The sequence below is a fragment of the Methanothermobacter defluvii genome (assembly GCF_003385755.1).
Lineage (GTDB): Archaea > Methanobacteriota > Methanobacteria > Methanobacteriales > Methanothermobacteraceae > Methanothermobacter > Methanothermobacter thermautotrophicus.
This window is the reverse complement of sequence record NZ_QREL01000002.1, coordinates 223,954-242,850: the sequence shown is the minus strand read 5'-3', so window position 1 is coordinate 242,850 and position 18,897 is coordinate 223,954. Positions and strand designations below refer to the sequence as shown.

Below are 18,897 nucleotides of genomic sequence, written 5' to 3'. Positions count from 1 at the left end.
TTTATTCTCGGTTATGGTTCATCACCTTAACTATTGACTGCCAAACCTTATAATAATGAATGCTAAAAATATTGTCCATGGAAAGTCAGGTCTATGAATGTGATGTTCTGATAATAGGCTCAGGTGGAGCTGGCTGCAGGGCAGCCATAGAAGTTTCTGAACACAATCTCACGCCATTAATAGTTTCAAAGGGATTATCATTTAAATCAGGGTGCACTGGAATGGCTGAAGGAGGATACAACGCTGCATTTGCATGTGTTGACCCCGAGGACAGTCCGGATGTGCACTTCGAGGACACCATGAGGGGTGGGGGATTCCTCAATGACCCCCAGCTTGTCCGCATACTTGTGGATGAGGCACCCGACAGGTTGAGGGACCTTGAAACATATGGAGCCCTCTTTGACAGACAGGAATCCGGGCTGCTTGACCAGAGGCCATTTGGGGGGCAGACCTACAGGAGGACATGCTACCAGGGGGACCGCACCGGCCATGAGATGATAACAGCCCTCAAGGAGGAGGTCATACGACGGGATATAGAGACAGTTGAGGAGATCATGATAACATCCCTCCTTGTGGAGGAGGACCGTGTACTGGGAGCCATGGGTGTGTCCATAAGGGACTCAAGCACTGTGGCCTTCAGGGCGTCTTCAACCATCCTGGCAGCCGGTGGGGCCGGTCACATCTACCCCGTTACCTCCAACACCATCCAGAAGGGCGGTGATGGATTTTCAGTGGCATGGAAGGCAGGGGCTGACCTCATAGACATGGAACAGGTCCAGTTCCACCCCACGGGCATGGTCTACCCCGAGTCAAGGAGAGGGGTCCTTGTGACGGAGGCCGTGAGGGGTGAGGGCGGAATACTCCTCAACAGTGAGGGGGAGAGGTTCATGAAGAGATACGACCCCCGCGGTGAACTGGCAACAAGGGATGTTGTTGCAAGGGCAATCTACACCGAGATCATGGAGGGGAGGGGCACCGGGAATGGTGGAGTCTACCTTGATGTCAGCCACCTGCCCGATGAGGTCATAGAGGAGAAGCTTGAGACCATGCTCCTCCAGTTCCAGGATGTTGGTATTGATATAAGGTCCGAGCCAATGGAGGTGGCACCCACAGCACACCACTTCATGGGAGGCGTCAGGATAGATGAGTGGGGCAGGACAAACCTCAGGAACCTCTTTGCAGCCGGTGAGGTTACCGGTGGTGTCCATGGAGCCAACAGACTGGGCGGCAATGCACTGGCGGATACCCAGGTATTCGGAAGGAGGGCCGGGATAGCAGCTGCAAGGAACGCCATCAAATCAGCCCCGGCGTCTATCAGGTCTGCTGTTGAGGAGGAGGAATACCGTATAAAGTCAATGGTGGCCGAAGGATCACACAGCCCATCCGAGATAAGGGACAGGCTTCATGAGGCCATGTGGAACGGTGTTGCCATAGTAAGGAGCCGTGAATCCCTTGAATCAGCCAGAGCAGTTATCCAGGACCTCACGACGATGATGGGGGATCTGAATGTCCCTGAGACGTCTGGCTTTAACACCTACCTCATCGAGGCCCTCGAACTTGAAAATATGCTTGTAACCTCATCAATGGTGGTGGAATCAGCCCTGATAAGGGAGGAGAGCAGGGGATCCCATTACAGGAAGGATTTCCCTGAAACCAGACCTGAATGGCTTAAGAGCATAGTCCTCAACAGGAACAGAAGACCCGGCTTCATAGAGAGGGGCCTTAAATCAGCCTAGGTCCACCTTAAACATAGGTCAGCTCATATGATCTGCTGCCGATGATCACCTGCCATGATCTTCAGCACGGTATCCCGGAGTTCAGGTTTTCTGTAATCAGGGAATACATGGCGGGCCCCTGCCGCCATCAGGGCCCGATCACTGTACCTTCCTGCTGATATGCCGATGTTAACAGCCCCAACATGGTCACCAGCCCTCATGTCATGGGGAGTGTCTCCGAAGAGCACGGTACTCCCGGTTGCACCGATCCTGAGACCCCTTCTAACCGCAATCTCTGTTAGCTTATTCCTGTCAGGACTGTCACTACCAAACCCGCCGAAGGAAAAGTAACCTGCAATACCTGCCCTTTCGAGCTTCATGAATGCTATTTCCCTCAGTTGCCTGTAACAAGGCCCATAGGTACATCCATGGATTTAAGGAAACTCAGGAACTCCTCCACGCCATCTATGAGTTCTATATTCTCTTCATTTATGTTATGTTTCACGTATTCTCTGAGTTTCCGGAGGAATCTGGGCAGCTGACCCTCTATCTCTTCACCTTCAAGGCCCCTGAGGAGGAGGACCTCCTCTGCTATCACAGGGTCTGTCTTTCCATGGTAGTCTATGAGCTCCACGCCGGCATCAACACCATAGACCTCCCTGAAGGCGTGCCTGAAGGCATTCTCATGGGCGGAAGAGCGGTGTATCAGGGTCTTATCAACATCAAAGAGGGCCATCATCCTGTTAGCTCCGCGGCAGCTGCTTCTGCGAGTTCCATCACGTATTTCTCCTCCAGGACCTCCAGTTCTCCATCCCTCAGGAGAATCCTCCCATCACATATGACGGTGTCCACATCGGCCCCTGAGGCAGAATATACCGTGTGTGACGGAGGGTTTCTCCAGGGAGTCAGGTGGGGCCTCCTGGTGTTAAGTATGACGATGTCAGCGAGCTTACCAGGCGCTATAAGACCGGCGTCGATTCCAAGGGCCCTGGCACCGTTGAGTGTGGCCATACTGAACACATCCATGGCTGGAAGCGCTGTAGGGTCTTCAAGGTTCACCTTCTGGAGCAGTGAGGCTGTTTTCATCTCCTGGAACATGTCAAGGTTGTTGTTTGATGCGGCGCCATCGGTTCCCAGTGAAACGTTAACACCCCTCTGGAGGAGCCGGGCGACCGGGGATACTCCCGATGCAAGTTTCATGTTACTTGAGGGGTTGTGTGAGACCTTCACATCTCTCTCTGCAAGTATATCAATCTCCCAGTCCTTCAGCCACACGCAGTGGGCAGCCACGGTCCGTGGGCCCAGCACCCCAACCTCATCAAGGTACTCCACAGGGGTCATTCCATGGGACCTAGAGACTTCACTGACCTCATTCTCTGTCTCTGAGACATGTATATGTATCATGAGATCATTTTTATCGGCCAGGGCAGCTGTCTCTTTAAGGAGTTCCTCTGAGCACGTGTAGGGGCTGTGAGGGCCAAGCGCAACCCTTATGCGGTCATCTGCCATCCCATGGCATTCCTTTATTATCCTGCGGCTCTCCCTCAGTTCGGCCGTCATCTTTTCAGTGTCTCCCAGGTCTATCATACCGTGGCTTATGACGCACCTGAGGCCTGCCTCCTCCACGGCACGTGCAACGTGGTCCATGTAGAAGTACATGTCGTTGAAGGAGGTTGTACCTGATCTTATCATCTCGATGCATCCCAGCAGGGCTCCGGCGTAGCAGTAATCCCCGTTGAGCCGGGCCTCGGCAGGCCATATGTGATCGTTCAGCCACCTGTCAAGGGGTAGGTCATCTGCAATCCCCCTGAAGAGTGTCATTGAGAGGTGAGTGTGGGTGTTCACAAGTCCAGGAATCAGGAGCTTGCCTGTTCCGTCAATAACGGTGTCAGCATCCCCCGGGCTGAGGGTGTTCGAGACATCAGCTATCCTGTTATCCTCAATGAGGACGGATCCCCGCCGGATTCCCCCTGCATCAAGGATCTCTGGACCGGTTATCAGTATGCTTTCATTATCCATGGAACCACCTTATAACTTATAAGTTCTAACTTATAATCCGGTCAGGGACCGGACTCCAAACCTATTATATAGGTTTCCTGAAAGAGATATAAGTTAATCTCCAGTGAAGAATGATAGATCCTGCAGATGAACGGATAAACCCTGCAGGAGCTTAATGTAAAATAAATTTAACCAGTCATCGAGGGATTTAATGAAGATAAGAATAGCGGTTCCCTCCAAGGGAAGGATAAGCGAGCCTGCAATAAGGTTACTTGAAAATGCAGGTGTCGGCCTTAAGGACACTGTTAACAGGAAATTATTCTCAAAGACACAGCACCCCCAGATTGAGGTAATGTTCAGCAGAGCAGCGGATATACCGGAATTCGTTGCCGACGGTGCCGCTGACCTGGGGATCACCGGCTATGACCTCATAGTTGAAAGGGGAAGTGACGTTGAAATCCTGGAGGACCTCAAATACGGGAGGGCCAGCCTGGTTCTTGCAGCCCCTGAGGACTCCACCATCAGGGGCCCGGAGGACATACCTCGGGGTGCAGTTATAGCCACAGAGTTCCCGGGGATAACAGAGAACTATCTCAGGGAGCATGGTATAGATGCGGAGGTTGTTGAACTCACAGGATCAACAGAGATAGCGCCCTTCATTGGAGTCGCTGACCTCATAACAGACCTCAGCAGCACAGGGACAACCCTCAGGATGAACCACCTCCGGGTAATCGACACCATCCTCGAAAGTTCGGTTAAGCTCATAGCAAACAGGGAAAGCTACGCCACCAAATCAGGGATAATAGAGGAACTCAGAACAGGGATACGTGGAGTCATAGATGCCGAGGGGAAGAGACTGGTGATGCTTAACATCGACCGCAAAAACCTTGACAGGGTCAGGGCCCTGATGCCCGGGATGACAGGTCCCACGGTCTCAGAGGTGCTCTCAGATAACGGGGTTGTGGCAGTACACGCAGTGGTGGATGAAAAGGAGGTCTTCAACCTCATAAACAGGCTCAAGGCGGTGGGGGCAAGGGATATACTTGTTGTGCCCATTGAGAGGATAATACCCTGAGGGTGATTGAATTGAAATTCCTGAGGTTCATGAAGGATGGAAGGCTCCTTCACGGGTTCACAGAGAACAGAAGGATATTGGAGATCCGGGAGGAGGAATACCTCTCAGATAACCCTGAGGTCATTGCTGAACATTCACTGGATGATGTGAGGATACTACCACCGGTATCCCCATCCAAGGTAGTCTGTGTGGGCCTCAACTACAGGGACCATGCCGCTGAACTTGGAATGGACATCCCGGATGAACCGATCATCTTCCTTAAACCGCCGACAACCGTGATAGGTTCTGGGGACACAGTGATATATCCTGAGATGTCCTCAGAAGTTGACTATGAGGTTGAACTTGCAGCCGTCGTATCAGAGAGGGCCCGGAGGGTTGACTCCTCGGCGGCATCTGAGTTCATAGCAGGCTACACTGTCCTCAATGATGTAACTGCAAGGGACCTGCAGAGGAGGGACGGTCAGTGGACACGTGCAAAGAGTTTTGACACCTTCTGCCCGATAGGGCCTGTAATAGAGACTGATGTAACTCCGGATAATCTTGATATATCCCTGAAACTCAATGGAGAGGTCAGACAGTCCTCAAACACGTCTAACATGATATTCACGGTCCACGAGCTCCTCGAGTTCATATCCCATGTCATGACACTGGAGCCAGGGGACGTCATAGCAACTGGCACACCTCCCGGCGTGGGCCAGATGGTACCTGGGGACACCGTGAGGGCCACCGTTGAGGGTGTGGGGACCCTTGTGAACCGGGTTGAAAGGTCTGTGTGGATGGATTGAGGATTTTATCGACCATTGAGAAAGGATTCTTTTTTCATAATTTTTCAGAGAAAAGAGAGATGGGTCTGGATATTCTTTTGAGGAATTCTCATTTTTTCATATGTTTGCAGAGAAAAGAGAAAAAATGGGTCTGGATTTATACTCTAGGAAAAGAGCTGTCTGAGGATCATTCAAGGTATATGGCTGGCTTCAGGGGAACGGCATTCACAGCCTTGTTTTCAGGGTCATAGTCTGGTTTGCTGTGTATCACAACCCTGGCTCCAACCTCTGATTCAATGTAATCAGATGCATCCATGAGTACGCTGTACTCGTCTATCACCGTAACCTCTGATTTACCAAGGTCCCTGATGATCCTCCTTACAAATTCAGCAACCTCCTTCATGTTATCATGGATGCCCTCAGCTGAAACCCTTCCCATTATGGAGCCCATATCTAGTTTTCCTACCTCTGCTGCGACCCTTAGCACATCCCATTTCCATTTTGGTGAGGTGTATATGTGGACCCTCTCCGGGGTGGATCCAAGGATCTTCATGATTTCCTGAATGTCTCTAACGGTATTCTGGACCATCTCCTCTGCAACCTGCACATCCCTGCTCTCTGCATCATCTGAGAAGTCAGGCCATGGAGCTTCTGCTACAAAACCCTCACCACCATACCTCTCCCACATCTCCTCAGCAGTGTAGGGTATGAATGGAGCCATGAGCCTTATCCAGGCGTGCAGAACGTTTGCAAGGACAGATTTAACCTCATCATCAACTCTACCCTCAACACGCTTAAGGTAGTGGTCAACATCCTTTTTAAGGAGATAGAGTGCCTCCTGAACTGCCTTTCTTGTCTGGAATGATTCAAGGGCCCTTGTGGCTTCACGTATCCTCTGGTTCAGCTGACCCATCATCCACCTTCCAATGAAGCTTTCAGGTTCAGCTGGAGTAACCTCACTGAGGACTGGCCTACCATCCAGGATACCTGAGACCCTCTCTCCGAATTCCCTGAACCATTCAATCCTCCTGCGGGTCCCGATGACCTCACTCTCCCTCCAGTCAAAGTCCTGCCATGGCTCTGCTGAGGACATGAGGAAGAGCCGCACCACGTCTGCACCGTGCTTCTCGATGGCATCCCTCAGGAGTATGACGTTGCCCTTGGAGGATGACATCTTGTTGCCCTCAAGAAGGCCCATACCAAAGACCACAGCCCCCCGGGGCCACCCTGACTCAGGGAATATGGCTGAGTGGTGGAATATATGGAATGTCAGGTGATTGCCTATGAGGTCCTTTGCAGAGAGCCTCCAGTCAAGGGGGTACCAGTACCGGAATTCCTCCCTGAGATCCTCAAAGGTTCCTGAATCATCTAGGAATATGGCATCAAAGAACTCATCGTCCATCTCCCCGGCATCCATCTCCCTGAGGCGGTGTGCGATGGTGTAATATGCCATGTAGATTGTTGAGTCTGTGAGGGGTTCGATGATCCACCTCTCATCCCAGGGCAGCCTTGTTCCAAGGCCTATCCTCCTTGAACATGCCCAGTCATTGAGCCAGTCGATGTAGTATTCAAAGTTGGCCCGGACCTCCTCGGGTATTATCTTCATGCCATCGAGGCACCTGTGGGCGAGGTCCTTCCAGGCGTCATCAGAGTACTTCATGAACCACTGGTCCTCCATGACCCTCACAACGCACCTGCCACCGCAGCGGCATATAACAGGTCGCTCAGCGAATTCATACATCTCATCTGCAAGGCCCTGGTCCTTCAGTTCATCAGCGATGACCTCACGGGCCTCAGAGACCTTCATACCACCATAGACAGGGATGTGGCTGCTCATAACACCCCTCGCATGCTCGATCTTGTATAGCTCCCCGGTGGCATCCTCAAGGCGGGGGTCCTCCTGGTTTCTGACACCAAATTTCTCTATAACCTCGGCCGCCGGGAACTCACCGTAGCCATCCACTGCTATGACATTCACGGGCTCAATATCAGCAACCACATCCTCAAGACCGTACCTTTCAAGGAGTTCATGGTCTGTCCTGAGGTCCTCAAGGGCTATGAAGTCTGCAGGGGCATGTGCAGGGACAGAGAACACAACACCTGTGGCATATTCAGGGTCAACGAAGGAAGCCGGGAGTATGGGGTGTTCCTGGCCCGTCACAGGATTCTCCACGCACATCCCTATCAGGTCCCCGGGGTTGACGTCACCGGAAACCTTGAGGTCCAGTTTCTGGTGTGAAAGATTATCCACGGCAGCCCTGCTTATTATCCACTCCTCACCACCTGTTTCAACCCTCACATAATCCTCATCAGGGTTCAGCCAGAGGTTGGTGGCCCCATAGATTGTCTCGGGCCTGAAGGTGGCTGCGACCAGGTATGAGTCTCCAAGTTTGAATTTGAGGAGTGTGAGCTGGTTTATGGCAACCCCCTCACCCTCAAGGAGGTCATGGTCACCCACAGGGTTTTCACATTCAGGGCAGTACTTAACAGGATGGGCGCCCTTCCTTACGAGGCCAAGGTCCCTCAGCTTCCTTATCTGCCACTGTATGAACCTGCTGTAGGTGGGATCCGTGGTTTTGAATTCACGCCTCCAGTCGATGGAGTAGCCCATATCCTCCATAACAGACCGGTATTCCCTGCTGAAGTATTCAACTATGTACTCAGGGTCACTGAAACGTTCAAGCTCATCCTCGGGGACCCTGTGGACCTCCCTGTAGATTTTGAGGGTCCAGGGATCCTTCCTCTGAATCCTCCGCGCTATCCCTATGACAGGGGCCCCTGTGACATGCCAGGCCATGGGAAACAGGACGTTGTAGCCCTGCATCCTCTTGAACCGTGCATAGACATCAGGGACAGTGTAGGTCCTCCCGTGTCCTATGTGCATCGCACCACTGGGGTAGGGGTAAGCGACTGTGAGGAATATCTTTTCTCTGTCATCAGGGTCAGCCTGAAATATGCCAGCATCTCTCCATCTATCACGCCATTTTCTTTCAATATCCACTGAATCACCGCCATCATGGCCTTTTAACTTCATCATCTAACCATTCAAGGTAATCACGAGATCCCCCGGTTATGGGAATTGATATTATGCATGGATTATCATAACTATGTAGTTCCCTGACTCTTTTAATTATTTGCGGGGTCAGTTCATGGGACGTTTTAACAATGAGGGCTGACTCTTCATCCTCCTCCATGCTTCCCTCCCAGTGATAGATGGACCTTATGGAGGGGATTATATTAACACAGGCAGCGAGTCTCTCCTCAACAAGTTTACGTCCGATGGATGCTGATTCATCCACTGAGGATGCTGTTATGTAGATCAGTGTGAACACTCCATCACCTCCCAGATATCCGGGACCTCAGGGGGTTTCAGTTTATGCTCCGATTCCTTAACCATACTGGCAATCCTTTCAACCTCTGAGGGTGGCAGTGATAGGGTGGATGCGACCTCCTCCACCGGGAGCTTCCTGTCAACCAGGAGGCAGAGGAGTTCATCCAGTAGATCGTACTTCATGCCGAGTTCCTCCTCATCGGTCTGGCCGTGCCAGAGGCCGGCTGTGGGAGGTTTTTTTATTATCTCAGGGGGAACACCCAGCCTCCCCGCAAGTTCACGGACCTGTCCCTTGTACAGTCCTCCGATGGGTAGCATATCAACTCCACCATCACCGTACTTGGTGAAGTAACCCAGAAGTAGCTCGGTCCGGTTACCGGTACCTGCCACGAGCCGGTTCAGGGAGTTGGCATGGTAGTAGAGGATCACCATGCGGGCCCTTGGTTTAAGGTTTGCCAGTGCCAGTTCATTCGCATTGTGGCTGCAGAGCCCAGTGAGGGATTCTATGATGGGGTCAATGTCTATGGTTTCACTCTCAATTCCAAGTTCATCTGCAACGGTCCTGGCATGTCTCAGATCATCCCTGGGGGTAGTACTGGATGGCATGATTAGCCCGAGGACCCTGTCAGGTCCCAGAGCATTAACTGCAAGGTATGCTACTGTGCTTGAGTCCACACCACCACTGAGCCCCAGCACCACACCGCTGGCTCCACTCTCAGCCACCTTCTGCCTTATGAAATCCTCTATTACCGATACCACTTCAGAACAAAGCCCGGGAACACACTTCATGGAACCACTCTCATCAAACAGCAATGGTTAAAAGTAAGTAGGGTATATTTTATATAACTATCAAAAGAGGTAGAAAAACTTATATCAGTGATGCTGATCTTGGATCGATGATTAATTTTACAGGAGGAGTATAATGGCATTTAAGGATCTCTTCAAGTTCAATAAGGGCAAAACAACATTTGTATTCATAGGTGGAAAGGGAGGAGTTGGTAAGACAACCATATCGGCTGCAACAGCCCTCTGGATGGCAAGGTCAGGTAAAAAGACCCTGGTGATCTCAACTGACCCTGCACACTCACTTTCAGATTCACTGGAGAGGGAGATAGGCCACACCCCCACAAAGATAACCGAGAACCTCTATGCGGTTGAGATAGACCCTGAGGTTGCAATGGAGGAGTACCAGGCAAAACTTCAGGAACAGGCTGCAATGAACCCTGGCATGGGCCTGGATATGCTCCAGGACCAGATGGACATGGCATCAATGTCCCCGGGTATCGATGAGGCTGCGGCCTTCGACCAGTTCCTGAGGTACATGACAACCGATGAATACGACATCGTTATCTTTGACACGGCACCAACCGGTCACACCCTCCGCCTCCTATCCTTCCCTGAAATAATGGACTCATGGGTCGGGAAGATGATAAAGATAAGGAGGCAGATAGGAAGCATGGCCAAGGCCTTCAAGAACATACTCCCATTCATGGGTGATGAGGAAGAGGAGGACAGGGCGCTGCAGGACATGGAGGCCACCAAGAAGCAGATAAACGCTGCAAGGGAGGTCATGTCAGACCCTGAGAGGACATCCTTCAAGATGGTTGTCATCCCTGAGGAGATGTCCATCTACGAGTCAGAGAGGGCAATGAAGGCCCTCGAGAAGTACAGTATCCACGCCGACGGCGTAATAGTGAACCAGGTCCTCCCGGAGGAGAGCGACTGCGAGTTCTGTAATGCCCGCAGAAAACTCCAGCAGGAGAGGCTTAAGCAGATCCGGGAGAAATTCAGTGATAAGGTGGTTGCAGAGGTCCCGCTTCTCAAGAAGGAGGCAAAGGGTATTGAAACCCTGGAGAAGATAGCAGAGCAGCTTTACGGCGAACCCGAGCCAGAATAGATCCCTTAAATTTTTTATGATCAGTACATTGAGCACCTGATTTTTCCTCTTTTTACCACCTTTAAGGCCACTGTATTATAGAATCACCATCTTTTATTAAAAAATTTTCCATCTCAGATGTCATTATTTCAATTTATATCATATTTAAGACCTTTAAATCTTAATATGGAATTTAAATGGGAGTATATCAAATTTTAAAATAATTTTTGACTTCTTAATGTATTTTAGGATGCTGGGGGCTCCTAATTTTTTCAAAGAAAAAAATGCCAAAATTTATAATATTCATTCAAATTACTTAACAATATATTAATGTTAGGTGAGCACTATGAAAGTTGCAGTTTATGGCGCGGGTAACCAGAAACTTTATGTGGACCAGCTGAACTTGCCTGAAAAATATGGGGGTGAGGCACCCTACGGTGGAAGCAGAATGGCAATTGAATTTGCAGAGGCCGGACATGACGTTGTACTGGCAGAACCAGCAAGGGATATGCTGGATGATGCACACTGGAAGGTGGTTGAGGATGCAGGGGTCACAGTAACAGACAACGATGCAGAGGCAGCCAGTGAGGCTGAAATAGCAGTACTCTTCACACCCTTCGGTAAGAAGACCTTTGAGATAGCAAAGAACATAACAAATCACCTGCCAGAGGGGGCTGTCATAGCAAACACCTGTACGGTCTCACCTGTGGTACTCTACTACGTACTTGAAAGGGAGCTTAGAAGGGATCGTAAGGACCTGGGTATAGCATCAATGCACCCTGCAGCCGTCCCTGGTACACCACAGCACGGCCACTATGTCATAGGGGGTCACTCAAGCAGTGAACTTGACATAGCAACAGATGAACAGATATCAAGATGCGTTGAACTCGCTGAAAGCTGCGGTAAGGTAGCCTATGTTGTACCAGCCGACGTATCAAGTGCAGTTGCAGATATGGGGTCACTTGTTACAGCGGTCACACTTTCAGGTGTCCTTGACTACTACTATGTGGGTACACAGATAATCAGGGCCCCCAAGGAGATGGTTGAAAAGCAGATCCTCATGACACTCCAGACCATAGCTTCACTCGTTGAAACCTCAGGTGTTAATGGAATGCTCAAGGCCATGAACCCTGAACTCCTTGTGAGGAGCGCTAAATCAATGCACCTCCTTGAGGAGCAGGAGGAACTGGATGCAGCACTCAACACCCTATCAGACCTTGATGATGAGGTAAATAAATGGATAGAGAAGGGTGAGATCAGGCACACGGATCTGGTTGCTGCACAGGCCCTTGCAAAGGAGATAAAGAACCTCATGGGTGGAAAGGCTGCCGAGGGTACAATAAGGCGCTGCATGAGGAAGATGTTTGAATAATAATTTTTCCTTAATCTTATTTTGTGCAACAATTTTTTTTGAGACTGATTATTCGGGGGCAGCTGATTTTTTCCTGATTTGATGTTATCCAGAATAAATTTTTTAGTAGAAGCCTGGATCGATGCTTTAATCCAGAATAAGTTTAGAAAAAAATAAAAAGATCAGGTTACGGTTATTCTCATATTAACCGCCCTGAAGGTCTTTGTTATGTACACGTACCTGTAACCCCTTATGGTGTTGCTGTAGTTGAGCGTTGCTGATAGTGTGTCGGCTCTGAAGGTCTCTGAGAGTTTTATGGTCCTGGTGTACCTGCTCGGGTTGTAGATCTTCCTTGTTGTCACTATCCTTGCATCGTATGGGTAGTATCCGATGGTTGCTGAGTAGCTTCTGCCGGGTTTCAGTGTGAACTTGAATGTCCGGTATCCAAGTTTTGCACCGGTTGATGAATAAACCGTCACATAGTATGTCACTGTGGTGGTGTACTTTCCTGTATTCCTGAATGTGAAGGAGTATGTTCTTCTGGCCGGGTTAACGTATACTGTGCTGTTCCTGAGGTTACCCAGACTGAAGGTGTAGACACCAGGTCCGGATAGGTACTGCTGGAAGTTTATGTTTCCTCTCTCGCCGGGTCCGAGTCTGATGGTTTCGTTCCTTATGAGTGACCCGTTTAGGTAGAATGGTATGCTGAATTCCCCTTCAAGGTCACCACTGTTTTCAATCTCTGCACTGACATTTGCGTTCACTGACCCCACAGCGCTTCCCGGTGTAACACTGAATGATCTTATCTCAAGTGTGGCTGGTTTCAGTGCGTTCACATTGATGCCGGGCGGATTATCTATCCACACCGTGTGGTTGCCCCTCTGCGTTATATTGTATGTGAATGACACTGTGACATCCCCACCGGCAGGCACGTTAACGGTCCTGTTCTGGACATTCACACCGTCAATGTAGAGCCTTGCGGTGTAGTTACCGGCAATGTCTCCGATGTTGGTCACCCTTACAGATGCATTGACTCTGAAGGGTATGACTCCGGTGGATGGTGAAACAGTTAGGCTGTCAACAATGAAGGTTGCGGGTCTTAGAACCCTCACCGTGACCGGGGAAAGGGAATTGACAGTCACCTGGTGCTCACCTGGTTCACTGATATCCGCTGTGAAGCTAACAAGCACTGAACCCGGACCTGTGACCCTAACGGTCCTGTTCTGGACATTCACACCGTCAATGTAGAGCCCTGCAGTGTAGTTTCCAGACCCCTCCTCAGTGGTGCTTACCAGGGCCGTGACTATTATCCTGTGTGGTGAAACACCGGTGAGTGGTGTGGCACTGAGGTTTGAGATTGCAGGTTCACTGAGTACCCTCACATCAAGTGGGGTTAGAGATCCTATTCCAGCCAGGTATATTCCGGCATTTTCTATGGTGTGATTAAATGCCACCTGGACGCTTCTACCGGCCCCAACTGTAACATTCTTCTCATCCACAGCCAGACCGTTGATGTAGAGGACTGCAGTGTAATTCCCGTCAACCTCGCCGGTGTTCCTGGCAGTGGCAGTGGCTGTTATGGTAAGAGGGCTGAAACCTGAAGATGGTGTCACGCGCAGATCTGAGAGGGTTATGCTGGCAGGTCTAAGGACACGCACGATTTTACTGAACTCATTGATTCCCACAGTATGGTTTCCAGGGGTTAGAAGTGTCCCCATGGCGATTTCCCTTGTTTCGCCCGGACTGAGACTCACAATGTTCTCCTGGACGACCACACCATCAACCATTAGCCTTGCAGTGAAACCTATAACCAGGTCGTGGGGATTTGTCACGTTCAGGGACGCCCTTACACTTAATGGGGCCGGGCCTGTCACAGGCGTGACATTGAACCCTGTGATCGTTGGATCAGGCTCAAGGACCCTGATAGTCACATCAGTGCCTGAGTTCAAACGCAGACGGTATTCACCTGGAAAGGCGAGCTCCTTTTTGAATGAAACCAGCACCGAACTCTTACCAGGGACACTGACGGTTCTGGTTTCCCAGGCTACATCATCAAGGTAGAGCGTCACTGCGAAATCACCTGCTAGGTCACCGTTGTTCCTTACTATTGCAGTGACAGTCACGTTGAGTGGTGATTTGCCCTCCACCGGGGAAACTGTAACATTGGATAGTGTGAAGTTGGCCTCACTGAGGACCCTGACGGTTCCTGAGACATTATTGTTGAGTGATATCGTGTATAATCCTCTATCAGGAAGGAGTATGCTGGTGCTGAAGGGTACCGTGCTTTCACCTGGAATATTGAGGACCTTCGTGTGATCGGGAACACCGTTGACGTATATGGTGGCTGTGTAACTCCTTGGATTTGAATCGATATTGGTGATCATGGCGCTGACCGTAACCGTCAGTGGTGCTGCTCCGCTCTGGGGTGTCAGTGTGAAGTTTTCTATGTAGAACTTCTCCCCCTCCATGACATAGACCAGCTCGGGTTCAAGGTCGTTTATGGTGATCTCATATAGGCCTGCTGCAAGGGTCCTGTTGAAGGATACGGTGGTCCTGCTGCTGGCGTTCACGGTGACATTCCTGCTGTCAAGGAGCACCCCGTCAATGTAAAGTTCTGCTGTGTAGCTGTCTGGAAGGTCGCCGTAGTTTACAAGGTCAGCTGTCACATTCACCTTCAGGGGCTCCTGGCCACCTGATGGTGTCACCCGGAGGTTCTCTGGGATTATCAGGGGCCCGAGGAATACCCTCACAGTTGCTGGTGGGAAGTTGTTCACACCCACAGAATATGCCCTGCTGTTTCTCAGGGTGTATTCAAACTCGAAGGGCTCTGTTTCCAGTGAACCAACCTCGACCCACTTTCCAGCAGTCCTGTAACCGTTTATGTAGAGGTCAAGTCTGTACCACCCTGTGGAATCACCGCAGTTGGTTATGTTACCTCTAAGGGTTACTGTGAGGGGTCCTGTCCCGTTGAGGGGTGTCACGCTGATGTTGCTTATTATGAATGGTGTGAATCTTGTAAGGAAACCATCTGAGAGTCCTGTGAGATTCTTTTTGCAGGCATCTGGAGTTACCGTGAAATTTGAGGACCAGGTTTTCCCTGCAACATAGATGTTCTGGTACCTGTCAACCGCCACACCGTAGCCCTGGTCTGCCTCAATGCCCCCCAGGTAGGAGCTGTAGAGGACGCCTTTCGGGATGCTGAATTTCATAACGAAGGCATCCACACCACTTAAGGAACTGTCGTATGCTCCGGGTGTTAAGGGGAAGTTATCTGATCCTGTCCAACCTGTGAGGTAGAGGTTTCCAAGGATGTCCTGTGTGATATCGTTTATTGAGTCGTCTCCGCGCCCACCGAGATAGGTTGAGTATTCCACTGAGTAGTCATTGAATACCATGATGAAACCGTCACTGGAGCCGTTCCTTGTTTTCTGGTAGGCGTTTGGTGTCACAGGGAAGTCAGATGAATTGGTTTTACCTGCGAGGTAAATCCGGGAGTCCCTGGATATAATTGAATAACAGAAATCCGGTCCTGAACCTCCAAGATAGGTTGAATAATCACAATTCAGGTCTGGAGTGAATCTTGATAGAAATATATCGGTGGTTCCCCTTTTATCACCGGATATGGCATCAAATGTCACTGGAAAGTCATCTGAGTAGGTGTATCCCGTAATGTATATGTTACCTGCATAGTCAATGGCGATACCCTGGCAGTAGTCGTCCCATGATCCCCCAAAGTATCTTAGATTGACAGGATTGAGGTCCTGGTCGAACCTGGCAAGAAATGCATCGTATCCACCATGATAGGTCCAGTCTGTCAGTGGAGTTGCGTTTGGGTTGGTCCCAGGCACTCTGGCTGTACCCCCACCCAGCTCGGATACATTGAGGACGGTTGAAATTGTGTAGCCACTGACGTAAATGTTGCCCTCATAATCGATGGCAAGGCCCTTTGCAACGTCATAGCCTGAGCCGCCAATGTATACCCTCTTAACTTCTTTGCCTGAGGGGTCTATTTTTGATATGAAGGCATCCGCAACCTTCAGACCGTCATGGTTTATCTCGCCCACAACGTAGGCGTATCCATCTCCATCTGCAACTATTCTGTGGCCCCAGTCGTCTCCTGATGTGTCAGTTAATATTGTGTGGTATATGACTTCTCTTGTCACGTTAAATTTGGTGACGAATACATCCTTGGATCCATTTACATGTGTAGATCCGGTCACATAGATGTACCCTGAGTCGTCCACATAGACGTCACGTGCCTCGTCAACGACTTTGTCACCGAGGTATGTTGAATAGTCCACTGTATAGTTTGATTCTGCAGCTACTGTACCCTGCAGTATCAGTAGGAGGAATATGGTGCAAAACAGAATAGAAAACCTTTTATATAGGTCTATTTTATCACCTCCCAAAGGTGAACTTTATTCTCACAGTTATAATGAATATAATTTACGGTTTGATCTTGAAATTAAGAAATTATCTTTACACTTCAAAAAAATAAACTGGATGTTTTCATGAAGTTATACAATAAGAGGGACAATCTAAAAAGGATTTTTATTAATAGAGGATTATTCAGTATTAATCAGCCTCAGAAAACATCCGGAGCATCAGCAGCTGAAAATTCGTTATATACAGTCACGGCTTCGGTGGCAGAATATTTCAGCTGATGTGTCGTTTTCAGGATATCAGAGAAGGGGATGGAATTAGAGGTAAATAAAGGCTTCAGAGGACAACGAGGATGGACATGTAACTGAATTCAGATTCACTCACATCCCTCAGTGTTGATTTCAGGACCCTCTCATCGGGATAGCTGAGCCTTTCACAGACAGCAACCCTCCTTTCAGGGTCAAGACCGCATTCAATGAGGAATGCTGCTGTCTTTGATGGATTCCTTGAGGGCAGGATTATGGTTGGCCTCCCATTATCAATTACATCCAGGATCCCCTCCTCGCCACGTCCATGAAGGGTGATGACATCTGCATCGTCCCAGGGTATCAGCAGCCTCGCAGCACATAGCTGGATTGAGCTGATTCCAGGCACCACCTTCACCCTCACCGGGAGTCCACGGGAGGATATTATCCTTTTCAGTGGTTTGAGGACCCCTGAAAATCCAGGGTCGCCTGTGGAGAGCACGGAGACCTCCATGGCGATTGCAAGTTCAGCAGCCCTTCCTAACTTCTCATCCATATCCCTGGCACCGAGGACCACGGTTTTTCTGGCGGATGGAAAAAGTTCAAGGGCCCTGCGACTTCCAAATACAACTTCTGAGTTCATAACCACATTTTTTGCAGCGGGTGTGATGTAATCCGGCGATCCTGGACCTATTCCCACTATGTTCAGAGTCATAAAATTACCCCTATTCCATCAAATCAGCACGGAGGCAGATATTCACTGGGTCTCAGCAATCTCTCCATTAAAGAGAGTGTCCCATACCAACATTTTATTATAATATCCCGGCACTACTTATTAATGTGATAACAATGATCCAGATTGCAGTCACAGGAAAACCCAACGTTGGAAAATCATCATTCTTCAATGCAGCCACCCTATCTGAGGCCGAGGTTGCATCATATCCCTTCACAACAATCGATGCCAACCATGCAGTGGCCTATGCATCCTGCAGATGCCCCTGCAGGGAACTTGGAGTTGAATGCAACCCCCGGAACTCCCGGTGCATCAATGGTGTCAGACTAATACCAGTGGAGCTCATAGACGTCGCCGGCCTGGTACCAGGGGCCCATGAGGGGAGGGGCCTCGGGAACAAGTTCCTTGATGACCTCAGACAGGCGAGGGCATTTCTCCATGTCATAGACGCCTCGGGTTCCACCGATGAGGAGGGGAGACCCGTTGAAGCAGGAAGCCACGACCCCCTGGAGGACGTTGAGTTCCTGGAGGAGGAGATAACCATGTGGCTCTACGGGATCCTCGAGAGGAACTGGGAGAGGCTCCTCAGAAAGGCTGCTTCAGAGAAGCTCGACATGAACCGAATCATACATGAACAGCTCTCAGGTACCGGAATAACACCTGAGGACATCATTGAGGCATCAAGAAAGGTGGATGCCGATGTTTATTCATGGGGGAAGGATGAGCTTCTGCAGTTCCTTGATGAGCTCCTCAGAATAGCAAAGCCAATGCTCATAGTTGCAAATAAGGCTGACCTTCCCTCAGCCGGTGAGAATATTGAGCGCCTGAAGGATGCCTACCCCCACGTGGTACCCGCATCTGCAGAGGCTGAACTGGCCCTCAGAAGGGCAGCAGAGGCGGGTTTAATCAGTTACACCCCCGGTGGCAGTGAATTTGAGATAATCGATGAATCAAAGCTCACAGATAAACAGAGGGCGGCCCTTGAGTACATACGTGAAAATGTCCTGGAGGTTTACGGAAGCACAGGTGTCCAGGAGGCCATCAACAGGGCCGTATTTGATCTTCTGGACATGATAGTTGTCTTCCCGGTTGAGGATGAGCACAGATTCACTGACCAGAAGGGGAATGTGCTGCCAGACGCCATCCTTGTACCGCGGGGCTCCAGTCCAAGGGACCTTGCCTACCTGATACACACGGAGATAGGTGACTCCTTCCTCCATGCGGTGGATGCCAGAAAGGGTATGAGGGTCGCATCCGACCATGAACTGGAGGATGGGGACATAATAAGCATTATATGCAGCAGATAGTTTCATAGGATATCACATTAATTTAATAACATGAGTGGTGCATTTCAAGTGTAAGTCCCCTTGATGAAGCTGGTGGCTGTGCAACCCCAAGGGTATGGGATGAGAGTATTACATTAATT

Annotated in this window: 14 protein-coding genes; 6 read left to right on the top strand and 8 right to left on the bottom strand. The window is 50.0% G+C overall.

Annotation, left to right across the window (positions count from 1 at the left end):
- The first annotated feature begins 77 nt into the window (after positions 1-77).
- Positions 78-1,736, top strand: coding sequence for a fumarate reductase (CoM/CoB) subunit TfrA (gene tfrA, locus C7452_RS06990; protein WP_115892660.1), 1,659 nt, complete (start codon positions 78-80; stop codon positions 1,734-1,736).
- A 23-nt stretch (positions 1,737-1,759) separates the two neighbouring features.
- On the opposite strand, the gene C7452_RS06985 is transcribed toward tfrA, so the two are convergent.
- The 3 genes from C7452_RS06985 to C7452_RS06975 are packed head-to-tail and all read right to left on the bottom strand — an operon-like array spanning position 1,760 to position 3,734.
- Positions 1,760-2,095, bottom strand: a complete 336-nt coding sequence (locus tag C7452_RS06985) for an HAD family hydrolase (protein ID WP_010877113.1) — start codon at positions 2,093-2,095, stop codon at positions 1,760-1,762.
- A 14-nt stretch (positions 2,096-2,109) separates the two neighbouring features.
- On the bottom strand, positions 2,110-2,454 hold the full coding sequence (locus tag C7452_RS06980) for an HAD hydrolase-like protein (protein ID WP_115892659.1): 345 nt from the start codon (positions 2,452-2,454) through the stop codon (positions 2,110-2,112).
- Positions 2,451-3,734: an amidohydrolase family protein gene (locus C7452_RS06975; protein ID WP_115892658.1), complete on the bottom strand. Its 1,284-nt coding sequence runs from the start codon at positions 3,732-3,734 to the stop codon at positions 2,451-2,453. The genes C7452_RS06980 and C7452_RS06975 overlap by 4 nt, the downstream gene beginning before the upstream one ends.
- A gap of 190 nt (positions 3,735-3,924) precedes the next feature.
- On the opposite strand from C7452_RS06975, the gene hisG reads away from it, so the two are divergent.
- Both hisG and C7452_RS06965 read left to right on the top strand, forming a co-directional pair.
- Positions 3,925-4,788 (top strand): ATP phosphoribosyltransferase, encoded by an 864-nt coding sequence (gene hisG, locus C7452_RS06970; RefSeq protein ID WP_010877116.1) that lies wholly within the window; start codon positions 3,925-3,927, stop codon positions 4,786-4,788.
- Between the two features lie 11 nt (positions 4,789-4,799).
- Positions 4,800-5,573, top strand: coding sequence for a fumarylacetoacetate hydrolase family protein (locus tag C7452_RS06965; protein WP_048061071.1), 774 nt, complete (start codon positions 4,800-4,802; stop codon positions 5,571-5,573).
- Between the two features lie 166 nt (positions 5,574-5,739).
- On the opposite strand, the gene leuS is transcribed toward C7452_RS06965, so the two are convergent.
- From leuS to C7452_RS06950, 3 genes are read right to left on the bottom strand one after another with little or no spacing between them, the layout of a single operon-like run.
- Positions 5,740-8,586, bottom strand: coding sequence for a leucine--tRNA ligase (gene leuS / locus C7452_RS06960; protein WP_048061305.1), 2,847 nt, complete (start codon positions 8,584-8,586; stop codon positions 5,740-5,742).
- A complete protein-coding gene (gene cutA, locus C7452_RS06955; RefSeq protein WP_010877119.1) occupies positions 8,567-8,884 on the bottom strand; it encodes a divalent-cation tolerance protein CutA in 318 nt (105 codons plus the stop codon). The genes leuS and cutA overlap by 20 nt, the downstream gene beginning before the upstream one ends.
- Positions 8,872-9,672: an NAD+ synthase gene (locus tag C7452_RS06950; protein ID WP_115892657.1), complete on the bottom strand. Its 801-nt coding sequence runs from the start codon at positions 9,670-9,672 to the stop codon at positions 8,872-8,874. Before C7452_RS06950 ends, cutA begins: the two co-directional genes overlap by 13 nt.
- Before the next feature lie 133 nt (positions 9,673-9,805).
- Between C7452_RS06950 and C7452_RS06945 the strand changes: the two genes are divergently transcribed.
- Together C7452_RS06945 and C7452_RS06940 are read left to right on the top strand one after the other, a co-directional pair.
- Entirely contained in the window at positions 9,806-10,780 is a 975-nt protein-coding gene (locus C7452_RS06945; RefSeq protein ID WP_010877121.1) for a TRC40/GET3/ArsA family transport-energizing ATPase, read from the top strand.
- A 325-nt stretch (positions 10,781-11,105) separates the two neighbouring features.
- Positions 11,106-12,131: a H(2)-dependent methylenetetrahydromethanopterin dehydrogenase-related protein gene (locus C7452_RS06940; protein ID WP_048061073.1), complete on the top strand. Its 1,026-nt coding sequence runs from the start codon at positions 11,106-11,108 to the stop codon at positions 12,129-12,131.
- Between the two features lie 161 nt (positions 12,132-12,292).
- Here the strand turns inward: C7452_RS06940 and C7452_RS06935 are convergent, their stop codons facing one another.
- Both C7452_RS06935 and C7452_RS06930 read right to left on the bottom strand, forming a co-directional pair.
- On the bottom strand, positions 12,293-16,411 hold the full coding sequence (locus C7452_RS06935) for an SBBP repeat-containing protein (protein ID WP_245942886.1): 4,119 nt from the start codon (positions 16,409-16,411) through the stop codon (positions 12,293-12,295).
- A 418-nt stretch (positions 16,412-16,829) separates the two neighbouring features.
- Positions 16,830-17,453, bottom strand: a complete 624-nt coding sequence (locus tag C7452_RS06930) for a cobalt-precorrin-7 (C(5))-methyltransferase (RefSeq protein WP_010877124.1) — start codon at positions 17,451-17,453, stop codon at positions 16,830-16,832.
- A gap of 134 nt (positions 17,454-17,587) precedes the next feature.
- Between C7452_RS06930 and C7452_RS06925 the strand changes: the two genes are divergently transcribed.
- Complete coding sequence (locus C7452_RS06925; RefSeq protein ID WP_048061074.1) at positions 17,588-18,778, top strand: redox-regulated ATPase YchF; 1,191 nt, start codon at positions 17,588-17,590, stop codon at positions 18,776-18,778.
- Positions 18,779-18,897 lie beyond the last annotated feature (119 nt).